16 protein-coding genes and 1 tRNA gene are annotated in these 22,814 nt (G+C 62.1%); 11 read left to right on the top strand and 6 right to left on the bottom strand.

The window, feature by feature from the left end; translation table 11 throughout:
- Positions 1–205 precede the first annotated feature (205 nt).
- Both WNY80_RS14145 and WNY80_RS14150 read left to right on the top strand, forming a co-directional pair.
- Positions 206–664, top strand: a complete 459-nt coding sequence (locus WNY80_RS14145; RefSeq protein ID WP_342888041.1) for a phasin — start codon at positions 206–208, stop codon at positions 662–664.
- 217 nt (positions 665–881) lie between these two features.
- A tRNA-His gene (locus WNY80_RS14150) sits at positions 882–958 on the top strand.
- A 95-nt stretch (positions 959–1,053) separates the two neighbouring features.
- Here WNY80_RS14150 and WNY80_RS14155 read toward each other — a convergent pair.
- Positions 1,054–1,290: an Lrp/AsnC ligand binding domain-containing protein gene (locus WNY80_RS14155; protein WP_342888042.1), complete on the bottom strand. Its 237-nt coding sequence runs from the start codon at positions 1,288–1,290 to the stop codon at positions 1,054–1,056.
- 344 nt (positions 1,291–1,634) lie between these two features.
- On the opposite strand from WNY80_RS14155, the gene WNY80_RS14160 reads away from it, so the two are divergent.
- The 5 genes from WNY80_RS14160 to WNY80_RS14180 all read left to right on the top strand — a co-directional run bounded on the left by WNY80_RS14160 (position 1,635) and on the right by WNY80_RS14180 (position 6,237).
- Positions 1,635–2,777, top strand: coding sequence for an ABC transporter substrate-binding protein (locus tag WNY80_RS14160; protein WP_342888043.1), 1,143 nt, complete (start codon positions 1,635–1,637; stop codon positions 2,775–2,777).
- Positions 2,778–2,906: 129 nt separating this feature from the next.
- Complete coding sequence (locus tag WNY80_RS14165) at positions 2,907–3,827, top strand: branched-chain amino acid ABC transporter permease (protein WP_342888044.1); 921 nt, start codon at positions 2,907–2,909, stop codon at positions 3,825–3,827.
- Positions 3,820–4,809, top strand: coding sequence for a branched-chain amino acid ABC transporter permease (locus WNY80_RS14170; RefSeq protein WP_342888045.1), 990 nt, complete (start codon positions 3,820–3,822; stop codon positions 4,807–4,809). The genes WNY80_RS14165 and WNY80_RS14170 overlap by 8 nt, the downstream gene beginning before the upstream one ends.
- Complete coding sequence (locus WNY80_RS14175) at positions 4,802–5,554, top strand: ABC transporter ATP-binding protein (protein ID WP_342888046.1); 753 nt, start codon at positions 4,802–4,804, stop codon at positions 5,552–5,554. The genes WNY80_RS14170 and WNY80_RS14175 overlap by 8 nt, the downstream gene beginning before the upstream one ends.
- Entirely contained in the window at positions 5,551–6,237 is a 687-nt protein-coding gene (locus WNY80_RS14180) for an ABC transporter ATP-binding protein (protein WP_342888047.1), read from the top strand. The genes WNY80_RS14175 and WNY80_RS14180 overlap by 4 nt, the downstream gene beginning before the upstream one ends.
- A 42-nt stretch (positions 6,238–6,279) precedes the next feature.
- On the opposite strand, the gene WNY80_RS14185 is transcribed toward WNY80_RS14180, so the two are convergent.
- Genes WNY80_RS14185 through WNY80_RS14195 form a run of 3 tightly spaced genes read right to left on the bottom strand, consistent with a single transcriptional unit; the run spans position 6,280 to position 11,418 of the window.
- On the bottom strand, positions 6,280–9,573 hold the full coding sequence (locus tag WNY80_RS14185; RefSeq protein WP_342888048.1) for an efflux RND transporter permease subunit: 3,294 nt from the start codon (positions 9,571–9,573) through the stop codon (positions 6,280–6,282).
- 10 nt (positions 9,574–9,583) lie between these two features.
- Positions 9,584–10,783 (bottom strand): efflux RND transporter periplasmic adaptor subunit, encoded by a 1,200-nt coding sequence (locus WNY80_RS14190; protein ID WP_342888049.1) that lies wholly within the window; start codon positions 10,781–10,783, stop codon positions 9,584–9,586.
- An 11-nt stretch (positions 10,784–10,794) separates the two neighbouring features.
- The gene (locus WNY80_RS14195; RefSeq protein WP_342888050.1) at positions 10,795–11,418 is read right to left on the bottom strand and encodes a TetR/AcrR family transcriptional regulator; all 624 of its coding nucleotides are present in this window, start codon (positions 11,416–11,418) and stop codon (positions 10,795–10,797) included.
- A 407-nt stretch (positions 11,419–11,825) separates the two neighbouring features.
- Here WNY80_RS14195 and bcsA point away from each other — a divergent pair, with 407 nt between their 5' ends.
- From bcsA to bcsN, 4 genes are read left to right on the top strand one after another with little or no spacing between them, the layout of a single operon-like run.
- Complete coding sequence (bcsA, locus tag WNY80_RS14200) at positions 11,826–14,078, top strand: UDP-forming cellulose synthase catalytic subunit (RefSeq protein WP_342888221.1); 2,253 nt, start codon at positions 11,826–11,828, stop codon at positions 14,076–14,078.
- Positions 14,071–16,461 (top strand): cellulose biosynthesis cyclic di-GMP-binding regulatory protein BcsB, encoded by a 2,391-nt coding sequence (locus tag WNY80_RS14205; RefSeq protein ID WP_342888051.1) that lies wholly within the window; start codon positions 14,071–14,073, stop codon positions 16,459–16,461. The genes bcsA and WNY80_RS14205 overlap by 8 nt, the downstream gene beginning before the upstream one ends.
- Positions 16,458–18,572, top strand: coding sequence for a hypothetical protein (locus WNY80_RS14210; RefSeq protein ID WP_342888052.1), 2,115 nt, complete (start codon positions 16,458–16,460; stop codon positions 18,570–18,572). Before WNY80_RS14205 ends, WNY80_RS14210 begins: the two co-directional genes overlap by 4 nt.
- A gap of 5 nt (positions 18,573–18,577) precedes the next feature.
- Positions 18,578–19,507, top strand: a complete 930-nt coding sequence (gene bcsN / locus WNY80_RS14215; protein ID WP_342888053.1) for a cellulose biosynthesis protein BcsN — start codon at positions 18,578–18,580, stop codon at positions 19,505–19,507.
- 72 nt (positions 19,508–19,579) lie between these two features.
- On the opposite strand, the gene gcvP is transcribed toward bcsN, so the two are convergent.
- A complete protein-coding gene (gene gcvP, locus WNY80_RS14220; protein WP_342888054.1) occupies positions 19,580–22,432 on the bottom strand; it encodes an aminomethyl-transferring glycine dehydrogenase in 2,853 nt (950 codons plus the stop codon).
- A gap of 8 nt (positions 22,433–22,440) precedes the next feature.
- Positions 22,441–22,803, bottom strand: a complete 363-nt coding sequence (gcvH, locus tag WNY80_RS14225) for a glycine cleavage system protein GcvH (RefSeq protein ID WP_342888055.1) — start codon at positions 22,801–22,803, stop codon at positions 22,441–22,443.
- Positions 22,804–22,814 lie beyond the last annotated feature (11 nt).

Below are 22,814 nucleotides of genomic sequence, written 5' to 3' on the forward strand. Positions count from 1 at the left end.
AGGGGGAATTAAGGTTTTATTAATAGCTTTGCCACCCCCGGCGGTCCAGCGAACCGCGCCGTAACAGCCCTCATTTGTCGCGAAACGGTTAACGGATGGCGCGTTGCACAATATATGTTGCACTGCACAATAAGCTGTGCTATACAATGCTCGAAACCGAAACGGGGCCATGAACGGTCCCTCTGATGCTTCAAGGAGAAGTAACATGGCGACCAAGAAAACCACCACATCCGCAGAAATGTTTGAATTCCCGACTTTCGACGTCAGCAAGATGACCGACAGCTACCGTGAAATGGCTGACAAGTCCGTCAACCAGACCAAGGAAGCCTACGCCAAGGCCAAGACCGTCGCAGAAGATGCTACCAAGGCAATCGAATCGACGCTCGAAACCGCACAGGCCGGAACCGTCGAGATGAGCCTCAAGGCAATCGACGCCGCTCGCGGCAACGTCGAGCATTCGCTGTCGCACATGGAAGCCCTGCTGGGCGTCAAGTCGGTCGCTCAGATGATCGAACTGCAGACCGGCTTCTTCCGCAAGCAGGCCGAAATGATGGCTGACCAGGCCAAGGTCATGCAGGAAGCAGCCAAGAAGGTTGCCGAAGAAGTGGCCAAGCCGGTCAAGACCGTCGCCGAAAAGGCGATGAGCGAAATCAAGGCTGCCTGAATTCTTCATGCACTGAATTGAGAAAAGGCCGGCCCCTTGTGTCCGGCCTTTTTCTTTTGGGCTGGCTTGAGGCCGTTACGGCCCTGGACCGCTTCGGAGTGATTTTTCAACCGGTGAAATTGCGAAAACCGGCCCGAAACCTCTTGCAAAACAGACCTGCTGCCAGTATGTGAGCGGGCAACAAAGCGGCACGGACATGGTCCCTGTCAGCTGGCGTGCGGTTGTAGCTCAGTTGGTTAGAGCGCCGGATTGTGGATCCGGAGGTCGGTGGTTCGAGCCCACCCAATCGTACCACTCTCTTTTCTTCGCAATATCTGCAGCGCCACGCACCGGACATGACGTGCGAGGCCCGTTTCGCGCGCCCCTTTGTGTCTTGCTCTTGAAGCGGCTCAGAATGCCTTGAAGGTCAGGATGGTATGCGTTCGCTCGATACCGGGAACGGTATGGACCTGCTCGGCGATGAAACGGCCGATATCCACGTCATCCTCGATATAGAATTTCGCCATCAGGTCGAATTGCCCACTGACCGAGTAGATCTCGGACGCGATCTCGCGGTTGGCAATCTCGTCGGCCACCGAGTAGGCCTGGCCGAGCTTGCATTGAAACTCCACGAAAAAACACTGCATCGCCGGTCTCCTTCTGCCCTTGAGGGGTGATATCGGTTTGCACCTTGGAACCATGCCCGGGGCCTGCGCGCAAGGGCCAATCGCGGCCAATCTATTTTAAGCTTAAAAAAAGCGCTGGAATTCTTCAAGCTGGCTGTTAAGGTCGCGGGCAATGGCGATCATTGGAGCGTCCGGCCTGATCCTTGGATGCTGCGGCCGTTCCAATGCTGATATAAGATGCCTGCATGGTGTAACCGGTGAAAACCGATTGGCCATCACATGCATCGATCGCCTGAAGGGGATAAAGGTGCATTGACCGGACCGCAACAAGGCCGGCGCTGCATCAAACACAGAGAGGAAAATCAATGAAGAAGACATTTTTGAGCCTGGCGACGGCTGCGTCGCTTCTCGCCGGCGTTTCGGTTGCCGCCGCAGATCCGGTCAAGGTCGGCATGATCACCACATTGTCGGGTGGCGGCGCATCGCTCGGCATCGACGTCCGCGACGGTTTTGAACTGGCGCTGAAGCAGTCCGGCAACTCCGACGTGGAACTGATCATCGAGGACGATGCGCGCAAGCCCGACCTCGCCGTGCAGCTGGCCGACAAGCTGATCCAGTCCGACAAGGTCGACGTCATGACCGGCATCATCTGGTCCAACCTGGCCATGGCCGTCATTCCGGGCGCCGTTGCCCAGGACAAGATCTACCTCTCGCCCAACGCCGGTCCGTCGCAGCTTGCCGGCGCCGGCTGCAACGCCAACTATTTCAACGTCGCCTGGCAGAACGACAACCTGCATGAGGCCATGGGCGCCTACGCCACCTCCGCGGATTTCAAGAAGAGCTTCATCCTCGCGCCGAACTATCCGGCCGGCAAGGATGCGCTGACCGGCTTCAAGCGCTTCTTCAAGGGCGAGGTTGTCAAGGAAGTCTACACCCAGCTCGGACAGACCGACTACGCGGCCGAGATCGCCGAAATCCGCGCTTCCGGCGCTGACAACGTGTTCTTCTTCCTGCCTGGCGGCATGGGGATCGCCTTCATGAAGCAGTATGCCGGCGCCGGTGTCGAAGTGCCGCTGCTCGGACCTGCCTTCTCGTTTGACCAGGCCATCCTGCAGGCCGTCGGCGATGCCGCTCTCGGCGTCAAGAACACCTCGCAGTGGTCGAAGGATCTCGACAACGAGACCAACAAGGCTTTCGTTGAAAGCTTCCAGGCCGAGTACGGCCGCCTGCCTTCGCTCTATGCCAGTCAGGGCTTCGACACCGCCAACCTGCTGCTCTCCGCTATGGAGACTGCTTCGATCACCGACAAGGATGCGTTCCGCGCAGCCCTGAAGGCGGCCAACTTCAAGTCGACCCGCGGTGATTTCAAGTTCGGCAACAACAACCACCCGATCCAGGACATCTATGTCCGCGAAGTGGTCAAGGAAGGCGACGTCTACACCAACAAGCTGGTTGGCGTAGCCCTTGAAGATCACGCCGACGCCTACGCGGCCGATTGCAAGATGTAATCATCGCATCAGTTCCGGGCGGAGCCTCGTGTTCCGCCCGGATTGATTCCCTGTCTTAATTCAAACCGTTACACCGTCATTTTCGCATTCAATCGAATGCACGGCGCTGTAGGACGAGCCCGGTAGACGATGACCGTTGCCCTCTTTCTCGAGCAGATCCTCAATGGCCTGCAACTCGGCGTCATGCTGTTTCTGATGGCGGCCGGCCTGACCCTGATCTTCGGGGTCATGGGACTGATCAACCTTGCCCATGGCTCGCTGTTCATGGTCGGCGGCTTCGTCTGCGCGGCCGTCGCTGCATGGACCGGATCGTTCTGGATCGGCCTGGTCGCGAGCCTTGCGGCCGCCGCTGCCCTTGGTGCCCTGGTCGAAATTGTCGTCATCCGCAGGCTCTATGACCGCGATCACCTCGACCAGGTGCTGGCCACATTCGCGCTGGTGCTGATGTTTTCCGAGGGCGTCCGCTTCGTCTTCGGCTCCTTCCCGCTCTATCTCGATCCGCCGGCCTTCCTGTCCGGACCGGTCATGCTGCCCGGCGGTTTGCCCTATCCGGCCTATCGTCTGGCGATCATCATCGCCGGCCTTGCCGTCGCAGCCGGGCTTGGCCTGCTGATCAGCAAGACCCGTCTCGGCATGCAGATCCGTGCCGGCGAGGCAGACCGCGAAATGATTGCAGCCCTCGGCGTCGATATCCGCTTTCTCTACACCGTGGTGTTTGCGCTTGGCGCGGCACTGGCCGGTTTTGCTGGTGCTCTCATCGGCGCCATCCAGTCTGTTCAGGTCGGCATGGGCGAACCGGTTCTCATCCTCGCCTTCGTCGTCATCGTCATCGGCGGCATCGGCTCCATTCGCGGCGCATTGGTCGCCGCCCTGATCGTCGGTCTTGTCGATACCATGGGCCGCTTCCTGCTGCCGACACTGCTGGCGCATGTGATGGAGGCATCAGCCGCCCGCGGCGTCGGATCGGCGCTGGCCTCGATGCTGATCTATCTGTTGATGGCCGTCGTGCTTGTCTTCAAGCCAAAGGGGTTGTTTCCCGCCAATGCGTGAACTGGTCACAGAACATCGTCTCAACATCGTGCTGGCGCTGGTCCTGCTCGGCGGGCCGCTGATCGCGCATTTTGCCGATGAGCCGTTCCTCGTCACACTCGCCACCCGCGCCACCATCCTGGCGCTGGCCGGTGTCGGTCTCAACATCGCACTGGGCCTTGGCGGCCTGGTGTCGTTCGGCCATGCTGCCTTCTTCGGCCTTGGCGGATATGCAGTGGGGATTCTTGCCAGCCATCACCAGAACTACGAACCACTGATGACCGCGCCGTTCCTCATCAACGGCACCAACCAGATGCTGGTGTTGTGGCTGGTGGCGATTGTGGTCAGCGGTCTGGCAGCCCTGGTGATCGGCGCGCTTAGCCTGCGCACCTCGGGCGTCTATTTCATCATGATCACGCTCGCGTTTGCGCAGATGATCTACTACTTCGCCATCTCCTGGCCCGCCTATGGCGGCGAGGACGGCCTGTCGATCTATGTCCGCAATGCCTTTCCGGGGCTCAACACGCTCAGGCCGCTGGACTTCTTCCTGCTTTGCTACGCGGTGCTGATCGTGGTGTTGTTTGCGCAGTGGAAGATGACCGGCGCCCGCTTCGGCATCGCCTTGCAGGCGGTGCGCCAGAACGAGGGCCGTGTGGCTGCTCTCGGCCTGTCGCCTTACAAGATCAGGCTTGCCGCCTTTGTCATCTCCGGCATGGTCACCGGTCTTGCCGGTGCGCTCTATGCCGATCTCAACCGCTTCGTCAGCCCCTCGATGATGTCCTGGCACCTGTCCGGCGAGATCATGGTGTTCATCATTCTGGGCGGTGTTGCGCGGCTGTTCGGGCCGGTTGTCGGCGCCTGCCTGTTCGTGCTGTTTGAACATGCCTTCGGCAGCGTCACCGAGCACTGGCAGTTTTTCCTCGGCGCGGCGCTGCTCGCAGTCGTTCTGTTCGCCCGTGGCGGTTTCATAGGCTTGGTTGCGGGGAGGGTGCGTCATGACTGATCCGGTATTGGCGCTCTCGGGACTGAGCAAATCCTTCGGCGCACTCAAGGTCACCGATGCCGTCGATCTTGATCTGCGTCCGGGCGAGATTCACGCCCTGATCGGCCCCAACGGCGCCGGTAAATCCAGCCTGATCAAGCTTGTCGCCGGTGAACTCGCGGCCGATGCCGGATCGATCCGGTTTGACGGTCGGGAAATCAGCGGGCTTGACCAGATCGCCCGCGCCCGCCTCGGGCTCACCCGCACCTTCCAGGTGTCGTCGCTCATTCCGGAATTCTCCGCACGCGGCAATGTCATGTTCGCAGCCCAGGCCCGGCGCCGTTCGGTGTTTGGTTTTGTCCGCCAGGTCTCCCGCGACAAGGAGTTGATAGGCGAGGCGATGGATGCACTTGAGCGGGTCGGCTTGAACGACCGCGCAGGCGTGCGCGTCAGCGAACTCTCGCACGGCGAAAAGCGTCTGCTGGAAATCGCCATGGCGCTGGCCATGCAGCCGCGCATTTTCCTGATGGATGAACCGATGGCGGGGCTGGGCCAGGAAGGCTCAGCCAAGTTGATCGGTTTCCTCGACAAGCTGCGGACCGAAGCGCCGATCCTGCTGATCGAACACGACATGGATGCTGTGTTCCAGCTGGCCGATCGCATTTCCGTGCTGGTGGCTGGCAAGATTATCGCTCGCGGCAAGGCCGATGAAATCCGCAATCACCCTGAAGTGCGCACCGCCTATCTCGGGGAGGACGCGGCATGAGCCTTCTGCAGGTCAGCAAACTCGAAGCTTTCTACGGCGCCTCGCAGGCGCTGTTCGGGGTCGATCTCGAAATCGCCGAGGGCGAACTGGTGGCGCTGATGGGTCGCAATGGCATGGGCAAGACCACCACCGTGCGCGCCATCACACGGATGCTGCGCACCACGCGCGGCGAGATCCGTTTTGACGGCCGCGATCTGTCTGTCCTGCCATCGTTCCGCGCGGCCCGGCTTGGCATCGGCCTGGCGCCGGAAGGCCGGCGGTGCTTCGCCAACCTCTCGGTGTCAGAAAACCTGATGGCTTCGGCCCGCTCGGGCCCATGGACCATCGACAAGGCGACGGAACTGTTTCCGCGTCTGGGCGAGCGCATGACACAGAGTGCTGCCACCCTGTCCGGTGGCGAACAGCAGATGCTGGCAATTGCGCGTGCGCTGCTGACCAATCCGCGCCTTCTCATCCTTGACGAGGCGACGGAGGGACTGGCACCTGTGGTGCGGCAGGAAATATGGGCGGCCATCGCCAAGCTAAAGCAGGGCGGGCAATCCATCCTGGTGATCGACAAGGCGTTCTCTGAACTCCGCGCCGTCGCCGACCGATGCGTCATCCTCGCCCGTGGCGAGACGGTCTGGACCGGCACACCTGCCGGCCTGACTCCCGAGGTGGAAACCGAATTCCTCGGCGTTTGAGCCAAAGCGGATATGGGGCACAGGAATGGCCCCAGCCTTTGGTTATTCTGCAGCTTCCCGGGTGATCACCAGTTTTGGCGGCGTCCGGCCTGTCTCGGCCTCGAGCCGCGCCAGGCGCTCGCGCAATTCGGCGATCTCTTCGCTGTTCTCGCCGATGGCAACCGTCATCGCCTCGGGTTCCAGCACCTCGACTTCCTCTTCCTTCGGGCCGATGAAGCGGCTGAAGATCCTGCTCAGAAGCCGTGACAGGTCATCCATGATCAGGAAGAACGACGGCACCACAACAAGGCTCAGCACTGTCGAGACGATGATCCCGCCGATCACCGCGATCGCCATCGGTGCGCGGAACGATCCGCCTTCGCCAACGCCGAGCGCGCTTGGCAGCATGCCCGCCGACATGGCGATAGAGGTCATCACGATCGGCCGCGCCCGCTTCTGACCGGCCTCGATCATCGCGCCCACCCGCTCGCGGCCGGTGCGGATAAGCTCAACCGCGAAGTCGACCAGCAGGATGGCGTTCTTGGTGACAATGCCCATCAGCATCAGGATGCCGATCAGCACCGGCATCGACATCGCATTGTTGGTCAGGATCAGGCCGGCTGCCACACCGCCGATGGCCAGCGGCAGCGAGAACAGGATGGTGAACGGCTGGATCACGTCCTTGAACAGCAGGATCAGCACGGTCAGAACCAGCATCAGCCCCATCAGCATGGCGTTGAGGAAGCTTTCCTGCATTTCAGCCTGGACTTCCGCGTCACCCGCTTCCAGCACCTGGACACCGGCCGGTAGTTCGGTGGTCTGGACAATCTCGTTGAACCTGTTCTTCGCGGTGTCCAGCGGCACGCCGATCGGCAGGCTGGCGCCTAGAGTCGCCTGTCTCTGGCGGTTGAAACGGGTGATGGTCGACGGTCCCTGGGTGATGACCACATCGGCCACTGTCTTCAACGGAACCGATACGCCTTTCGAGGTCGCCAGGCGAAGATTGCCGATCCGGTCGATATCGGTCCTGTAGACCGGGGCAAGCTGGACCCGGATCGGGATCTGACGGTTGTCGAGCGAGATCTTGGCCAAAGCCGCGTCGACATCGCCGATGGTGGCGACGCGCACGGTTTCAGCAATCTGCGCCGTGGTTATGCCAAGTCGCGCGGCTTCTTCCAGCCGTGGCCGGATCTGCACTTCCGGCCGGGGGAGCGAGCCTGAAACGCTGACACTCGACAACACGTTTTCGGCTTTCAGCTTGGGCTCGAGAATGGCCACCGCCCGGTCAATGGCCGCGTCATCGTTGGAAATCACGTTGTAGGTCAGGTCGCGTTCGCCACGGTCGTTGAGCTTGTAGGCTCGAATGTCGGGAATGGCGGCCAGCTTCTCGAAGATCTCGGCTTCGATTTCCGCCTGTGTCCGGGTCCGGCCCAGGACTTCCATGCGTGGCAGCGAATCCGACACGAACGGCACCGCTCCCGCCAGGCCGTTGACCACTTTCTTGACAATCGAGTGCTCGATTTTCTCCAGCAGAACGGACACCGAAGCGCGGCGGATATCAACCTCGCCCTTCGGCGAGGTGCCGCCGAGGATGAAGACATTCTCGACATTGTCGACACCGGCGATGATCTGGCGCATGGCTTCGGTGGTGCGGTCGGTGTCTTCCAGCGTGGCACCTGGCGGCAGTTCCACACTGATGCTGACGCGCGAGACGTCTTCCGGTGGCAGGAAAGAACCGGGCACCTGGCCCAGGAAATACACCGCAACCACCAGCGAGCCGATCGCGGCAAACAGCGTGGTGTATCTCCAGCGCAGGGTTTTGGAAATCAGCCAGGTGTAGCCGCGCATCACGGCTCCGCCGCCCTCTTTCTCCTCATGCGCATCGCTGTCGCGCATCAGGTAGGCGGCCATCATCGGCGTGATCAGCCGCGCAACCAGCAGCGAGAACATCACCGCCACGGCCACGGTCATGCCGAACTGGATGAAATACTGCCCGGGAATGCCCGGCATGAATGACACCGGCACGAACACCGCGATGATGGTGAAAGTGGTGGCGATCACCGCCAGCCCGATCTCGTCCGCGGCCTCGACGGCGGCGCGGTAGGGTGTCTTGCCCATGCGGATGTGGCGCGAGATGTTTTCCACCTCGACGATCGCGTCATCGACAAGAATACCGGTCGCAAGCGTGATGGCGAGCAGGCTAACCAGGTTGAGCGAGAAGCCGAGCAGGTCCATGACATAGAATGTCGGGATCGCCGAAAGCGGCAGCGCCACCGCCGCGATCATCGTCGCGCGCCAGTTCCTCAGGAACAACAGCACCACGAGAACCGCCAGTAAGGCGCCTTCGACAAGCGTATGTAGCGCCGATTCATAATTGCCGTAGGTGAAGAACACGGTATCGTCGACCGGAACCAGCTCGACATTGGGATATTCCGCACGGATCTCGTCAAGTGTTTCGGTCACCACTTCGGCAACCGAAATCTCGCTGGCGCCCTTCGAGCGGAAGACGGCAAACGACACCACCTGGTCGCCATTGTATCGGCCGAAGGACCTGAGTTCCTGGTAGGTGTCGTGAACCGTGCCCAGCTCGCTGAGCCGGACATGTCGTCCATTCGCAAGTGCAATGGTGGTGTTGGCCAGTGCAGCCACGTCCCCGGCATCGCCGAGTGTCCGGATCACCTGTTCGCGTGCGCCGACTTCGCCACGCCCGCCGCCGAGATTGGCGTTGGTGGCGCGCACTTGCCGGTTCACGTCGGCAGCGGTGATGCCGTAGGAATCAAGCCGTGCCGGATCCAGCTCAACCCGGATTTCCCGGTCTGCTCCGCCATAGCGGTCAACCTTGCCGACACCGCGCTGGCCCTGCAACGCCCGCTTGATGGTGTCGTCGACAAACCACGAGGCTTCTTCCAGCGTCATGTCCGGTGCGTTGACCGCAAAGGTCATGATTGCCTGGCCTTCAACATCGATACGGGTGACGATCGGCTCTTCCACCGAGGCAGGCAGATCGCCACGCACCCGGTCGATGGCGTCCTTGACGTCCTGCACCGCCTGGTCGGTCGGGACTTCCATGCGGAAGAATACATTGGTGGTGGAAACGCCGTCCGACACAGTGGAAGCGATGTCGTCGACGCCGGTGATACCGGCCACGGCATCCTCGATTTCCTTGGTGACCTGGGCTTCCATCTCCGATGGAGCGGCACCCGACTGCACCACGGTGATGGCCACCAGAGGCACGTCGATATTGGGAAACCGGGTGATCGGCAGCGTCATGAAGGACTGAATGCCGACGATTGTCAGAAGCGCGAATGCCAGGATTGGCGCGATCGGGTTGCGGATGGCCCAGGCGGAAAAGTTCATCTCGGGTGCCTCACTCGGTGATGGCGGCAACTGGGCCGCTGCCGGTTTCTTCCACCGGGGTGATCCGGTCGCCGTCGCGCACGAAGGCGCCGGCCTTGGCGACGATAAGGTCGCCGGCAGTCAATCCGTCGACGATCTCCACACGGCCACCCTCGCGGATGCCGGTGGTGACGGCGGTGCGTTTTGCAATCCCGTCCTCGATCTTGAGAACATCGGCGCCGTCGGGGCCCATGTTCACCGATGTCACCGGCACCGTGATGGCGTCGCGTGTCGCCACGATGATCTCCGCATCGGCAAACATGCCGGCGCGCAAGCCGGCGCTGTCTTCGATTTCGATCCGCGCCATGCCCAGCCGGGTGGTTGTGTTGAGTGTCGGCTCGATCAGCCGGACCGTTCCATTGGTCTGGTTCCGGGCGCCGATGAGGTTGATGATTGCGGTCTGGCCCTTGGCAATCCGGTGCATGTCGGCCTCGGCGATGTCGGCCCGCATTTCCAGCTCTCCATCCCGGATGATGGTGAACAGCGGGCCGGCACTGGCGCTGGCAATCGACCCGACGCGGGCGCCACGGGCTGAAATGATGCCGGAAACCGGCGCCTTGACCTCGGTCCGTTCCAGCCGCAACTCGACATCCTTCATCTGCGCGTCAATCAGTGCGATATCGGCCTGCGCTACCTTGATCGATGCCTCGGCCGAGCGGACCCGTGCGAGCGCCGCGTTGGCTTCGGCCTCGGCCTGTTCGGCCTGCACCGAGGAATAGGTCCCCTGTGCGGCAAGCTGTTTGGCGCGATTGCTCGACTTGACCGCTTCCTGTGCATTCGAGCGGACTTCCACCAATTGCGCCTCGAGCTGGGCGATGGCTGCAACCGCCTTGGCGCGGTTGGCATCGAACTGGCTGCGTTGCAGGATCAGCTGATCCCTGGACAGCGTCGCCAGCACCGATCCCGCCTCGACCCGATCACCGACATCGGCCTTGAGGCTTTCAATCGCCAGACCTTCGACCTGCGGTGCGACCAGCACTTCCTCGACTGCGGTGATGGTGCCGTTGGAAAGGATGCGGTCGGTTATCGGGGCCTCGTTCGCCCTCACCGCAATGATCGCCGGTGGCAATGCGCCTGTTGACGGGGCTTTCTCCGCGTCGACCGCGCCGGCCGGCAGGACCAGGGCAGAGAGAAGCGGCAGGGCGAGGAGCAGGCTGAGAGCAGGGCGCATGGCGGGTCCGGTCATTCGGCGGGAGCGGTTGGGGGAGCGAAGATCGTGTCGTCCAGCGTCGAGAGCACAAGCTCTCCGAGCGCTGCGGATTGGTCAGGTCCCATGGCTTCGCGGGCGCAATACTTGCGCTGGGCGTAGCCATGGATCAGCAGCATCATCAGGTGTGCCCGTGTCTCGAAGATCCTGAGGGCTTCGGCGCTGTCGTCCTGGTGGATCCGGACGAGCGCCTTGACCACGTTGCTGCGCACGGTCTCGTCCATGGTGCGCATCAGTGTGGCGATTTCCTGCGATCTGTAGGACGCCGCCTGGACCTCGCTCCATAACGCCGCGTCTTCGACCGGCAGGGTTTCGATCCGCTCCCGCAGGATTGTCTTGAACATCGCGCCGGGATCCGCTGCGGTCTGAACCGCGTCGAACACGGCCTCGATTTCTTCGAGGTCGCGTTTGACAAGGGCTGTGATGATGGCGTCCTTGGAGGAAAAATACCGGTAGAAATTGCCCACGCTCATCCGCGTCGCCTGGGCGAGGTCCTGCATCGATGTGCCGTCGAAACCGTTCAGGGCGAAAACCGATTTCACCTGGTCGAGGATGTCCGCGGCGCGTTTGCTGGCGATGCTGTGCGTGACGGTGTCCATGGGACGTCCTTGGTTATGTCTTGCTGGATATGCCACCAGGGCAGTCGGCAATTGTGCACGCAGACAGACGGAAAGCGGATTTCCGGTCTCTTCGTGCGGACGAACATAGTGAATGAATATTCATTCATCAAGGTGTTAGCCGGCCGGACCGGCAATTTCCGATGTTGAATGGGTGGTTTTTACTGCCTTGCAAGCCGGCCCCGATCAACATGTCTGGTCCGGAAAGCCCGTTTTACTCAAATTGTTGGAAACACTTAAACGCCTGATTAACCATGCTTTTGCGATTAGTCATCAAAGCTGCTTTATTAGGATTTCGTGAACTAATGGCCCGTTAAGGATCCCACTCTTGAAAGATCCTCCGAATGATACGGAGGCTTGGTAAAATATGTGGGGTGACCATGCACATGATGTGCACTAAATGGCCGGCGCTGTTAGCCGGCTTCCTTGGGCTGACCTTGTTGTGGTTGCCTCTCAGCCTTCAGGCCCAGCTGGTATTGAGCCTTGCAGCGCTGGGCGTAATGTTCTTCGGCATGACCCGGCCGGAAAACACGGTGTTCCGTTTCATCACTTTCGTGTTTTGTGCCGTGCTGGCGTTGCGCTATGCCTTCTGGCGTACGACCGAGACATTGCCGCCGTTTACCGATCCGCTGGATTTCATCCCCGGCTTGCTGCTCTATCTGGCCGAAATGTACTGCCTGCTGATGCTGGCAATCAGTTTCTTCATGCTCGCCGATCCGCTCAAGCGCGTTGCGCCAAAGGTTCGCTCGCTTGAAGAGCTGCCCACAGTGGACGTGCTGATCCCCACCTACAATGAAGACCCGGAACTGCTCGCCGCGACAATCGCCGCTGCCAAGTCCATGATCTATCCGCGCGACAAGCTGTCGATCTGGCTGCTTGATGATGGCGGAACCGATGCAAAGCGAAGCCACAAGGATCCGGCCCAGGCGCTTGCCGCCACCCGGCGCCATCAGCAACTCAAGGCACTCTGCCGCTCCATGGGCGTCAACTATCATGCCCGCGAGAAGAACGATCACGCCAAGGCCGGCAATCTCAATGACGGATTGCGCGTCTCCAAGGCGGATCTGGTTGTTGTCTTCGATGCCGATCATGCGCCGGTGCGCGAATTCCTCAAGGAAACCGTGAGCTTCTTCCGGGAAGATCCGAAGCTGTTCCTGGTGCAGACCCCGCACTATTTCCTCAATCCCGACCCGCTCGAGAAGAACCTGAAGACCTTCGGTTCGATGCCGTCGGAAAACGAGATGTTCTATTCGGTGCTGCAGCGCGGCCTGGACAAGTGGAACGCCTCCTTCTTCTGCGGCTCGGCTGCAGTGCTGCGCCGCAAGGCGCTCGAGACCACCGGTGGCTTCTCCGGCCAGTCGATCACCGAGGATTGCGAAACCGCGCTCAGCCTTCATGCCAAGGGCTGGAACTCGCTCTATGTCGACAAGCCGCTGATCGCCGGCCTGCAGCCCGAGACATTTGTTGCCTTCATCGGCCAGCGCGCGCGCTGGTGCCAGGGCATGCTGCAGATCCTCATTCTCAAGCGGCCGTTCCTCATCAAGGGCCTGACGGTCAGCCAGCGCATCTGTTATGCGGGTATCAACCTGTTCTGGCTGTTTCCGCTGTCGCGGCTGGCGTTCATGCTTTCGCCGCTGCTCTACATCTTCTTTTCGCTCGAGATCTACCAGGCAAACATCCAGGAATTCGGTGCCTATGCGCTGACCTACCTGATCGCCTCCTTTGCCATGCAGAGCTATCTCTACGGCAAGGTGCGCTGGCCCTGGGTTTCCGAACTCTACGAGTATGTCCAGTCGGTCATGCTGGTCGGCTCGATTGTCAGCGTTGTCCGCAATCCGCGCAAACCCACATTCAACGTGACGGCCAAGGGCCAGACGCTTGATTCCAACGGCCTGTCGCCAATTGCGGTTCCCTATTTCGTCATCTTCTTTGTCCTGCTTGCTGCGGCGGTCTATTCGATGTGGCGGCTGGCGACCGAGCCGGTTGCATCCGACCTGCTGATGATTGTCGCCATCTGGAACCTCCTCAACCTGTTCCTGGCAGCTGCCGGTCTGGGTGTGGTTGCCGAACGCCGGGAACTGCGCCGCAACCAGCGCCTTCCCGTCCGTCGTCATGGCCTGCTGCGGCAGGCTGGCCACACCTGGGATGTCATCCTGCTCGACGCTTCGAGCGGCGGCGTTTCGGTTCAGTTCCCCGACCAGGAACCCGTTATCGATCCCGGCTCCGACTGGTCGGGCGAGATCGAGGTCCGTCGGGCCGGGCGGCCGGTTACCTTCCCGGTCACCATCCGGTCGGTCCGTGAATTTGACGGCGTCAATGTCTTCGGCTTCGGCTTCCCGCAACGCAGTCCGCGCACTTTCATGGCCATTGCCGAAATCATGTACTCCGACCAGCAGCCGCTGCAGGACCGCATCAGCCGCCGTCAGGTGCGCCTTGATATCGTTCGCGGAACCCTGCGCTTTGCCGGCTGGAGCATCAGCCAGTCCTTCAGGGCGGTAGGCTATCTCCTCGGATTTGGCCGATCCGAGAAAGTCGCCACCTTCGAGGACGCGCCGATCACCGTGACAAGCAACACTACCCGGATTCCGGGCGAGACCCCGCAGCTGGCTGCGGCGGTCGGGGGAGTCCGCTCACATGCATAAGCTGTTTTCGTCGCTGGCGACGCTCGTTCTTCTGGGGAGTACCGTTGCCCCTTCTGCCATGGCGCAGAGCCTGTTGTCAGACGCACCGGCCGCCAGCCCGACTGCCACTCCAACCGAAAACCCGGTCGTCTCGCTGCAGGGGCTGGGGCAGAGCACCATCCTGTCGACCCGGCCGGCCCAGGCCCTCGTGACGGCAGCGGGGCGGGATGCCAACCTGGCCGCGTTCGAGCAGCCCCGGTCTGCACTCAGGCTTGAAGGCGAAGATGATGTCATCAACCTTACCTTCCTGCTCGATGCGCAGAACATCGCCGCTGGCGGTGATCTCGTCCTTGCCTACCGCAACGCCGTTTCGGTGATGCCGGAAAGTTCGCTTGTCTCGGTCATGGTCAACGGAGCACAGGTAGGTGAATTCCCGGTCCGTTCGCCATCGGGATTTGACACCCAGTCCATCGCCGTCCCGTCTTCGGTGCTGCGCGCCGGGGTCAATCAGGTCCGTTTGCGCGCGGTCCAGCGTCACCGGGTCGATTGCTCGATGGAAGCGACCTACGAACTCTGGACAGAATTCGACGGGCAAATGTCGGGGTTTCGGTCCGGCTCGGCGATCGGATCGGACAATTTTGCCAGCCTGCGCACCGTCGGCCGCAACGGCCGCGGGCTGACCGATTTGCGGTTGATCCTGCCGCAAGGATCGGGCGAGGCGGCATTGAATCGCGCCGCGCCGATGATCGAAACCCTCGCGCTGGCGCTCAATCGTGATGATGTTTCGGTGACCGTTGCCGAAACGCCTGGCACGGGACCGGGCATCGATGTGCTGCTCGCGTCCGACGATGATGAACCATCCTTACAGGCCATCTCCGGAGATACCCCGTACGGGCTGTCAATTGCCGCCGGCGCGGATCCTGCCCGCCGCAAGGTGGTGCTGCGCTCCGCCAATGGGAACGAGATTTCCGCCATGTTGCTGGACGCCATAAGCGGGCCGCTCAAGCCGGTGCTGGACAGCGGTATTCGCGCACAGCGACCGGGCGAGATCCGCACCGAAGCTTCCACGTCCTATACGCTTGCCGATGCCGGATATGTTCCCGCACCTTTCAGTGGCCGCCTGTTCCGGACACGCTTCGACATGATCATGCCGGCCGATTTCTATCCCGCCGAATACGCCACGCTTGACCTGGCGCTGCATGCTGCCACATCGCCGGGCCTCAAGCCGACATCGCAGTTGCTGGTCCGGGTCAACGACCAGATCGTCAAGAGCCTGCCGATGCGCGATGCCGACGGCGAGGTGTTTTCGGGTCGCAGGCTGGAACTGCCGCTCAGGGCATTCCGCCCCGGCCGCAACCAGATCGAACTACTGGCCGAGCTGGAGCGCCCTGCAGACGATCGCTGCATTTTTGTCGAGCGCAATGAAACCGTGCCGCGCTTCATTCTCCTCGACACCACCGAAATCCGGGTCCCGGCGCTTGCGCGGGTGGCCCGTTTGCCTGAACTGGCGGCATTGGCCGGAACGGCCTATCCCTATGAAGGATCCGCTGCCGTCAGGGTTCACGCGATGAAACCTGACGCGGCTTCCATCTCCACCGCGCTGACGATGATTGCCAAGATGAGCATCGCCGCCCGGGCTCCCTTGCTGGCGCAACTCAGCTTCGGAGCGCCCAAGGCCGGCGCCGCAGGGAATGCTCTGGTGATCGCATCCAGGGTCGCCGCCGATGAACTGTCGCAATCAGGGTCGGGTGGTCTTCTCCCTGTTGCCCGGGCGATAGATTTCACCAGCGGTTTTGACGAAATCGATCCGATGGCAACGGCGTCGGTCAATCTGCCCGGTGCGGCTATCCCCTTGGCAATGACCACCGATCCGGCGGCCCTGCTCGATGCCTTCCGCCAGACAACCCGCAACAGCGGCGAAGGTGGAACTTTTTCGAGCCGCCTGACATCGACGGTCAACGATTTCTTCCGGTCCTTGCGGCAATGGCTCAACTATCAGAACGGCACGGATGCCGCGTCCATGACCGATCCGCGCCGCAAGGCGGTTCTCACCCAGCAGCCGAATGATTCCGGCGACGGGACCGTGACATGGCTGACGGCAGAAACCGCGCTCGACATGAGTGAAGTCTCCGAAATGCTGTCCGATCCGGCGGTGTGGAACCGGATGGAAGGTGAAAGCGTGGTGTTTGATCTCGATGCGCGAACAATCCGGACCGTTAAGCCCGAGAGTTATTTCGCCCACGATCTCAACGACTATGGTCCCGGCAACTTGCGCCGGATCGCAGCGGCCTGGTTCTCCGATCACTTCCGGATCTACGTGGTGCTGGTTATCGCGCTGATGGCGGTTTTTGCCATCTGGCTCGGCCGCATGGTTCCGGGTTCAGGCGTGAGGACAGACCGATGAGAGCTGTTGATTGTCACACCGGCCGGAGATCAGGCACACGCTCGAAAGCATGGGCCATCGCCCTGTCCGGAGCCAGCCTGCTGGTGCTGGCCGGCCTTGTCCCTGTGGCAGCGGAGGATTCCGCGCAGTTGCTGATCGCGCCCGCCGCCAAGCCCATTCCCGTGGATCAAGCGCCTGTCTCTGGCGGGTTGATTGTGCCCGGCCAGAAGCAGGCACAGCCGGTGGCGGCCAATCGGCCCGCGCTCGATCCGGTTGAAACCGCGGCACTGTATTATTACGCCAAGCAGCGCCAGACAGAGCGGGTTGAGGCAGAAATCGCGCGGCTGCAGGTGCTGTATCCCGGCTTCACGCCGCCGCAGGATCTCTACATCGCCGCAGACGCGGTGGTTCCTGACGAGACAAGTCTGTGGGCGATGTATGCCGCCGACGATTTCACCGGCATCGACGCCGAGATCGTCCGCCGCAAGGCCGAAGAGCCGGACTGGGAACCGACCGGGGATTTTCAGGGCAAGCTTGCGCGCAAGAAGCTGCGCGTTCGCATGAGCGAACTGGCACAGGCCGAGGACTGGCTGGGCCTGCTCGATATGTCGGCAGGCATCGATCCGGCAAGCGAAACCGACGTGGACCTCGTCTGGATGCGCATAGATGCGCTGTCAGCCGTTGGTGACCGCGACGGGCTGGCGCGTGCCTTCCGCGGGCTGCTTGTCCGCGACGGCGCCGGCCGGCTGTCCGACGAGCATCTGGTTGTCAGCCTGCAGAAGGCGCTCCGGGATTTCCCCGTCTCCGAGATCCGGACCCTGGCTGCAACCCTGTGGCCAGACCAGTCGGCGGATTATCTCCCGGCGGCGCTGCGGCTTGATATGGCACGCAAGCAGATAGCCGAATTCAACGGGAGCAAGGACGCCGCACCCGTGCCGCAGGACCAGCTGCGGCTGCTTTTTGTTGAGGCAAGGAACAGCCTGCAGCCTGAAGACCTGTCGCTTCTCGGCTGGCATGAGCTCAAGGCCGAACGGCCCGCCGTGGCAGAAGAATGGTTCTCCCTTGCCATGCAGCAAGCGCCCGGTCCTGAAATTGCCAAGGGCATGTATCTGAGCCTTTACCGGCAGGGAGACGAGAAGCGCTCCGGCGAGTTTGCCTCCAGTCACCTGGCTGATCTCTCAGATGATCCGGTCTTCCTGATGAACGTGCTCTCGCCCCGCTTCGGAACGCCTGATGCGGCCGCTCCGGGCGAGGAGGTTATCCGCGCCTATTCGACCGCCATTCTCGAAACCGGCGCAGCCGATCACGCCGAGATTCTCGGCTGGTATGCCTACAATTCCGGCCAGTTTGAAGCCGCCGAAGCCTGGTTCCGGCAATCCCAGGACTGGGAGGCTTCGGCCGACCGTCTCAAGGGGCTGGCGCTGAGCCTTTTGCGGCGCGACCGCAAGAAGGAATATGCCGCCCTGAAAAGCCGCTTCGGCGATGCCTATCCGGATATCTGGCCGGAAATAGCATCGGCATCCGCGCCCAAGACGCGCAAGGTGGCCTCCGTCGGTGAACCCGCTGCGGGCGTCAAGGCAAGCTATCTCAAGCATCTTGATGGGAAGAATTATTCGGCCTGCCTGCGCGATCTCGACCGTATCGGCCAGGCTGCCACCAAGCCGTCGATCATGGTGATACGCGGCTGGTGCGAACTCGGCCTGAAGCGGTTCGGTGCCGCGCGGTCTTCCTTCGAGAGGGCCATGCAAGGTTCCGGACAGGTTCGGCTCGATGCGGTCTATGGCGCCGGACTGGCAATGCTCGGTGCGCGCATGACCGACGATGCGGAAGCCCTGATCGCGGCCTGGCCCCTGGCGCCCGCCCGGGAGCGGGAACTCAAATCCGAAATCTACGTCCAGCGGGCCCGCTCGTCCTACGATCACAAACAGTACGGCCGGACCCTTGCCGCACTCGATGCCCGGGCCGCGATCGTTGCCGAACCCCGCGATCTCACGCAGATGCGCGCCTGGGCGCATCACCATCTCGGCCAGACCGACCGGGCGAAAGCAATTTTCCGTCAGCTCAACATGGTCATTCGGGATCCCGGCGCCATCGCGGCGCTTGAGGTGATCAGCAACCAGGGTGGGAGATGAATTCCATGATGTCCCGCTTCATGGCCATCATGGTCGTCATACTCTCCGCCTCAGGCTGCACAACCGGGGTTGATACCTCGCTGTCGACCGGATCGCTCAAGCCGCAAGCGCCAACGCTGATTGCCGATGTTGCGCCCGAATATGCTGCAGCCTACCTGCCGCAGGCTGCAGGTGGCATCGAGGCCGTCAGGCAATCCTCAAAACCGGATCAGGTTTTTCAGACCGTTCTCTATCCCAACCCGGGATATGCGGCCGGCGAGAACAGCCTTTCGGTGTCGATCGCACCGCCGTCCTCCGGCCGGTCCTACTACCAGGCGCCGACTAGGCGGGAAATCGTGGGTGAAATGCGCACCGCATTGCCGGACGTGGCGATGGCGATCGCTGCGGCTCCGGGGCAGAACCAGCAGGGGGCGTTCGGGTATGCCATCGGCCGCAGTGCTGGCGGCGATGCCTGCATTTTCGCCTGGCAGATCGTTGAGGACATCAGCCGGTCCGGCCAAACCGGTTGGAGCAAATTGGCCCGCTCCCGCTATGCCGCCAAGATCAGGCTTCGCTACTGCCATCCTGAAATGAGCGAGGCCGGGCTGGTTTCGCTGGTGAGCGGCCTGCGGCTGCGCGAGGTTTCCGCCACGACGATTGAAATGCTGCGCTTTGCAGAGGGCTCCGGCGTATCCTCGCGCCAGGGCTACGCGAGCAGCCCGGTAGAGGAGCGGCCTGCGGCCAAACCGGTGACGGTTGTTGCACGGTCGGTCAAAAAGCCGGTCGTCGCGAAAGGCGAGAGCCGGACAACCAACGCTTCCAGGGTACTCATGCCCGGTGAACTGCAGGCCGTCACCGAGGCTCAACCGGGCAAATCTGCCGCGGTTTCCCGGACCCAGACAAGTGCCGTGACGAAAACCAGGTCAGCGGTCGTGCCGTTGCCCGGGGATCTCTAGGGCGGGTCACTATTCCAGGTCGGAAACGGAAGAGGCGGCCCGAAAGCCGCCTCGTAAAAACATTGGTCCGGCTTATTCCGCCGCGTTGGCATACTCCGACATCGGCGGGCAGGAGCAGACCAGGTGACGATCGCCATAAACATTGTCGACCCGGTTGACCGGGGCGAAATACTTGGCATTGCGGTTGGCGCCGGCCGGGAAGCAGGCGGCTTCGCGATCGTAAGGCCGGTCCCAGGGGCCGACCAGATCCTCGATCGTGTGCGGCGCATTCTTGAGCGGGTTGTTCTCCCGGTCCATCCGGCCGTCCTCGATGGCCCATGCCTCGTCGCGGATCGCCAGCATGGCCGAGCAGAACCGGTCGAGTTCGGCTTTGACTTCCGATTCGGTCGGCTCGATCATCAGCGTTCCGGCCACCGGCCAGCTCATGGTCGGGGCGTGGAAGCCGCAGTCGATCAGCCGCTTGGCAATGTCATCGACGCTGACCCCGGCGCTTGCTGCCAGCGGCCGCGTGTCGAGAATGCACTCATGCGCAACCCGTCCCGATGCCGAGGTGTAGAGCACGTCGTAAGCACCCTTCAGCCGTGCGGCGATGTAGTTGGCGTTGAGAATCGCGATCTTGGTCGCCTGGGTCAGGCCTTCGCCGCCCATCATCAGGCAGTAGGCCCACGAGATCGGCAGGATCGAAGCCGAACCGAACGGAGCGGCCGAAACCGCACCGGGCTTGCCATCGGTTTCTGAATGGCCCGGCAGGTAGGGTGTCAGGTGTGCCTTGACCCCGATTGGCCCCATGCCCGGTCCGCCGCCGCCATGCGGAATGCAGAAGGTCTTGTGCAGGTTGAGATGGCTGACATCGGAGCCGATGTCGCCCGGCCGTGCCAGCCCCACCAGCGCGTTGAGGTTGGCGCCGTCGAGATAGACCTGGCCACCATGCTTGTGGGTAATGGCGCAGACTTCCGCCGCCGTCTCCTCGAACACCCCGTGGGTGGACGGATAGGTGATCATGCAGGCGGCGAGATTGTCCGAGTGCAATTCGGCCTTGGCGCGGAAATCATCGAGATCGATGTCGCCGTTCTCGCGGGTGCCGACCGCGACCACGGTCATCCCCGCCATCTGTGCCGAGGCCGGATTGGTGCCATGCGCCGAAGTCGGGATCAGGCAGACATGCCGGTGACCTTCGCCATTGGCGCGGTGATAGCCGCGGATCGTCATCAGCCCGGCGAACTCGCCCTGCGCGCCGGAATTGGGCTGCATCGAGATCGCGTCATAACCGGTGATCTGGCACAACTTGTCCGACAGATCGTCGATCATCTGCTTGTAGCCGAGCGCCTGGTCGGCGGGGGCAAAGGGATGGATGTCCGCAAATTCCGGCCAGGTGATCGACAGCATTTCCGCTGTCGCATTCAGCTTCATCGTGCATGAGCCGAGCGGGATCATCGTCCGGTCGAGCGCCAGGTCCTTGTCCGACAGCCGACGGATGTAACGGGTCATCTCGCTTTCGGCGCGGTTCATGTGGAAGATCGGATGCTCGAGATAGCTTGACTGCCTGACCAGCGGATCGGCAATGACCGGCTCGGCGAGCATGTCGTTGAACTTGAGGTTTCCGCCAAAGGCGCGCCAGACGGCTTCCACCGTTTCCGGGCGCGAGACTTCGTCCAGCGCAATGCCGATGCGGTCGTCGCCGACCTTGCGCAGGTTGATGCCTTCGCGCTGTGCCGCTTCCAGGATCTCGGCCTGACGGCCCTCTGCGAACACGGTGACGGTGTCGAAGAAGATCGCCGGATCAATGATGAAATCGAGCTGCTTGAGGCCCGCGGCCAGCGTCGCCGCCTTGATGTGGATACGGCCGGCAATGGCGCGCAGTCCGACGGGACCATGGAACACCGCATACATAGAGGCGATCACCGCCAGCAGCACCTGGGCGGTGCAGATGTTCGAGGTCGCCTTCTCGCGGCGGATATGCTGTTCGCGGGTCTGCAATGCCAGCCGGTAGGCCTGGTTGCCGCGCGCATCGACGGTGACGCCGACCAGCCGGCCGGGCATCGAGCGCTTGTAGGCATCCTTGACCGCCATGTAGGCAGCGTGCGGACCGCCATAGCCGACAGGAACGCCAAAACGCTGCATCGAGCCGATGGCGATGTCGGCGCCCATTTCGCCGGGCGACTTGAGCAAGGTCAGCGACAGCGGATCGGCTGCGACGACGGCGATCGCCTGGTGTTCGTGCAGTGTCGCGATCACGTCGGTGAAATCGTGCACGTGGCCAAAGGTGCCGGGATACTGGAAGACTGCGCCGAACACCTCGCCGGGCTCAAGCTCGGTGAAGGGATCGCCGACGATGACGTCCCAGCCGAGCGGCTCGGCGCGGGTGCGGATCACGTCGATGGTCTGCGGGTGGCAGTGGTGATCGACGAAGAACGCGGTCTTCTTCGATTTCGACGCCCGCTCGGCCATCGCCATGGCCTCGGCCGCAGCCGTTGCTTCATCGAGCAGCGAGGCGTTGGCGATGTCGAGCCCGGTGAGGTCGGCAACCATGGTCTGGAAGTTCAAGAGCGCCTCGAGCCGGCCCTGGCTGATTTCCGGCTGGTAGGGCGTGTAGGCCGTGTACCAGGCCGGGTTTTCGAGAATCGTGCGCTGGATCACCGGCGGCATGATGGTGCCGTGGTAGCCCTGACCGATCAGCGAGACCATCACCTTGTTCTTCTTCGCCGTCGCCCTGAGGTGGTCGAGCACCTCGCGCTCGCTCATGGGATCGCCGAACGCCAGCGGCGCTGTCTGGCGGATCGATCCCGGCACGGTCTCGTCGATCAGCGCATCCAGCGACGCGGCCCCGACGGTCTTGAGCATCTCGGCGATCTCCGCCGGTGACGGGCCGATGTGGCGGCGGTTGGCGAAGTCGTAAGGATTGTAATCGGTCAGTTTGATGGTCATGGTCTGTCTCAGCCGATCATTGCTTTGTAGGCGGCTTCATCCATCAGTTCGTTGGCGGCAGCCGCATCATCAAGCTTGAGCTTGAAGAACCAGCCTGCGCCGGCGGGGTCCGAATTGACCAGCGACGGATCGTCGACGATCGCCTGGTTGACCTCGGTGACTTCGCCTGCGAGCGGGCTATAGACATCCGATGCCGCCTTCACCGATTCCACGGTCGAGGCTTCTCCACCCTTTTCAAGCTTGGCGCCGACTTCCGGCAGTTCGACAAACACCAGGTCGCCGAGCTGTTCGGCGGCGTGTTCGGTGATCCCCACGGTGGCGACGTCGCCCTCGATCTTGAGCCATTCGTGGTCTTCGGTGAATTTGAGCATGGTGCTGTTCC

This window comes from Hoeflea sp. AS16, assembly GCF_038900095.1.
Taxonomy (GTDB): domain Bacteria; phylum Pseudomonadota; class Alphaproteobacteria; order Rhizobiales; family Rhizobiaceae; genus Hoeflea.

Coding starts and splice junctions, on each gene's coding strand:
- bcsA (WP_342888221.1), top strand. CDS start 11,826: ATGTGCACTAAATGGCCGGCGCTGTTAGCCGGCTTCCTTGGGCTGACC.
- WNY80_RS14160 (WP_342888043.1), top strand. CDS start 1,635: ATGAAGAAGACATTTTTGAGCCTGGCGACGGCTGCGTCGCTTCTCGCC.
- WNY80_RS14155 (WP_342888042.1), bottom strand. CDS start 1,290: ATGCAGTGTTTTTTCGTGGAGTTTCAATGCAAGCTCGGCCAGGCCTAC.
- WNY80_RS14175 (WP_342888046.1), top strand. CDS start 4,802: ATGACTGATCCGGTATTGGCGCTCTCGGGACTGAGCAAATCCTTCGGC.
- WNY80_RS14185 (WP_342888048.1), bottom strand. CDS start 9,573: ATGAACTTTTCCGCCTGGGCCATCCGCAACCCGATCGCGCCAATCCTG.
- gcvP (WP_342888054.1), bottom strand. CDS start 22,432: ATGACCATCAAACTGACCGATTACAATCCTTACGACTTCGCCAACCGC.
- WNY80_RS14145 (WP_342888041.1), top strand. CDS start 206: ATGGCGACCAAGAAAACCACCACATCCGCAGAAATGTTTGAATTCCCG.
- gcvH (WP_342888055.1), bottom strand. CDS start 22,803: ATGCTCAAATTCACCGAAGACCACGAATGGCTCAAGATCGAGGGCGAC.
- WNY80_RS14170 (WP_342888045.1), top strand. CDS start 3,820: ATGCGTGAACTGGTCACAGAACATCGTCTCAACATCGTGCTGGCGCTG.
- WNY80_RS14205 (WP_342888051.1), top strand. CDS start 14,071: ATGCATAAGCTGTTTTCGTCGCTGGCGACGCTCGTTCTTCTGGGGAGT.
- WNY80_RS14190 (WP_342888049.1), bottom strand. CDS start 10,783: ATGCGCCCTGCTCTCAGCCTGCTCCTCGCCCTGCCGCTTCTCTCTGCC.
- WNY80_RS14195 (WP_342888050.1), bottom strand. CDS start 11,418: ATGGACACCGTCACGCACAGCATCGCCAGCAAACGCGCCGCGGACATC.
- WNY80_RS14180 (WP_342888047.1), top strand. CDS start 5,551: ATGAGCCTTCTGCAGGTCAGCAAACTCGAAGCTTTCTACGGCGCCTCG.
- bcsN (WP_342888053.1), top strand. CDS start 18,578: ATGATGTCCCGCTTCATGGCCATCATGGTCGTCATACTCTCCGCCTCA.
- WNY80_RS14210 (WP_342888052.1), top strand. CDS start 16,458: ATGAGAGCTGTTGATTGTCACACCGGCCGGAGATCAGGCACACGCTCG.
- WNY80_RS14165 (WP_342888044.1), top strand. CDS start 2,907: ATGACCGTTGCCCTCTTTCTCGAGCAGATCCTCAATGGCCTGCAACTC.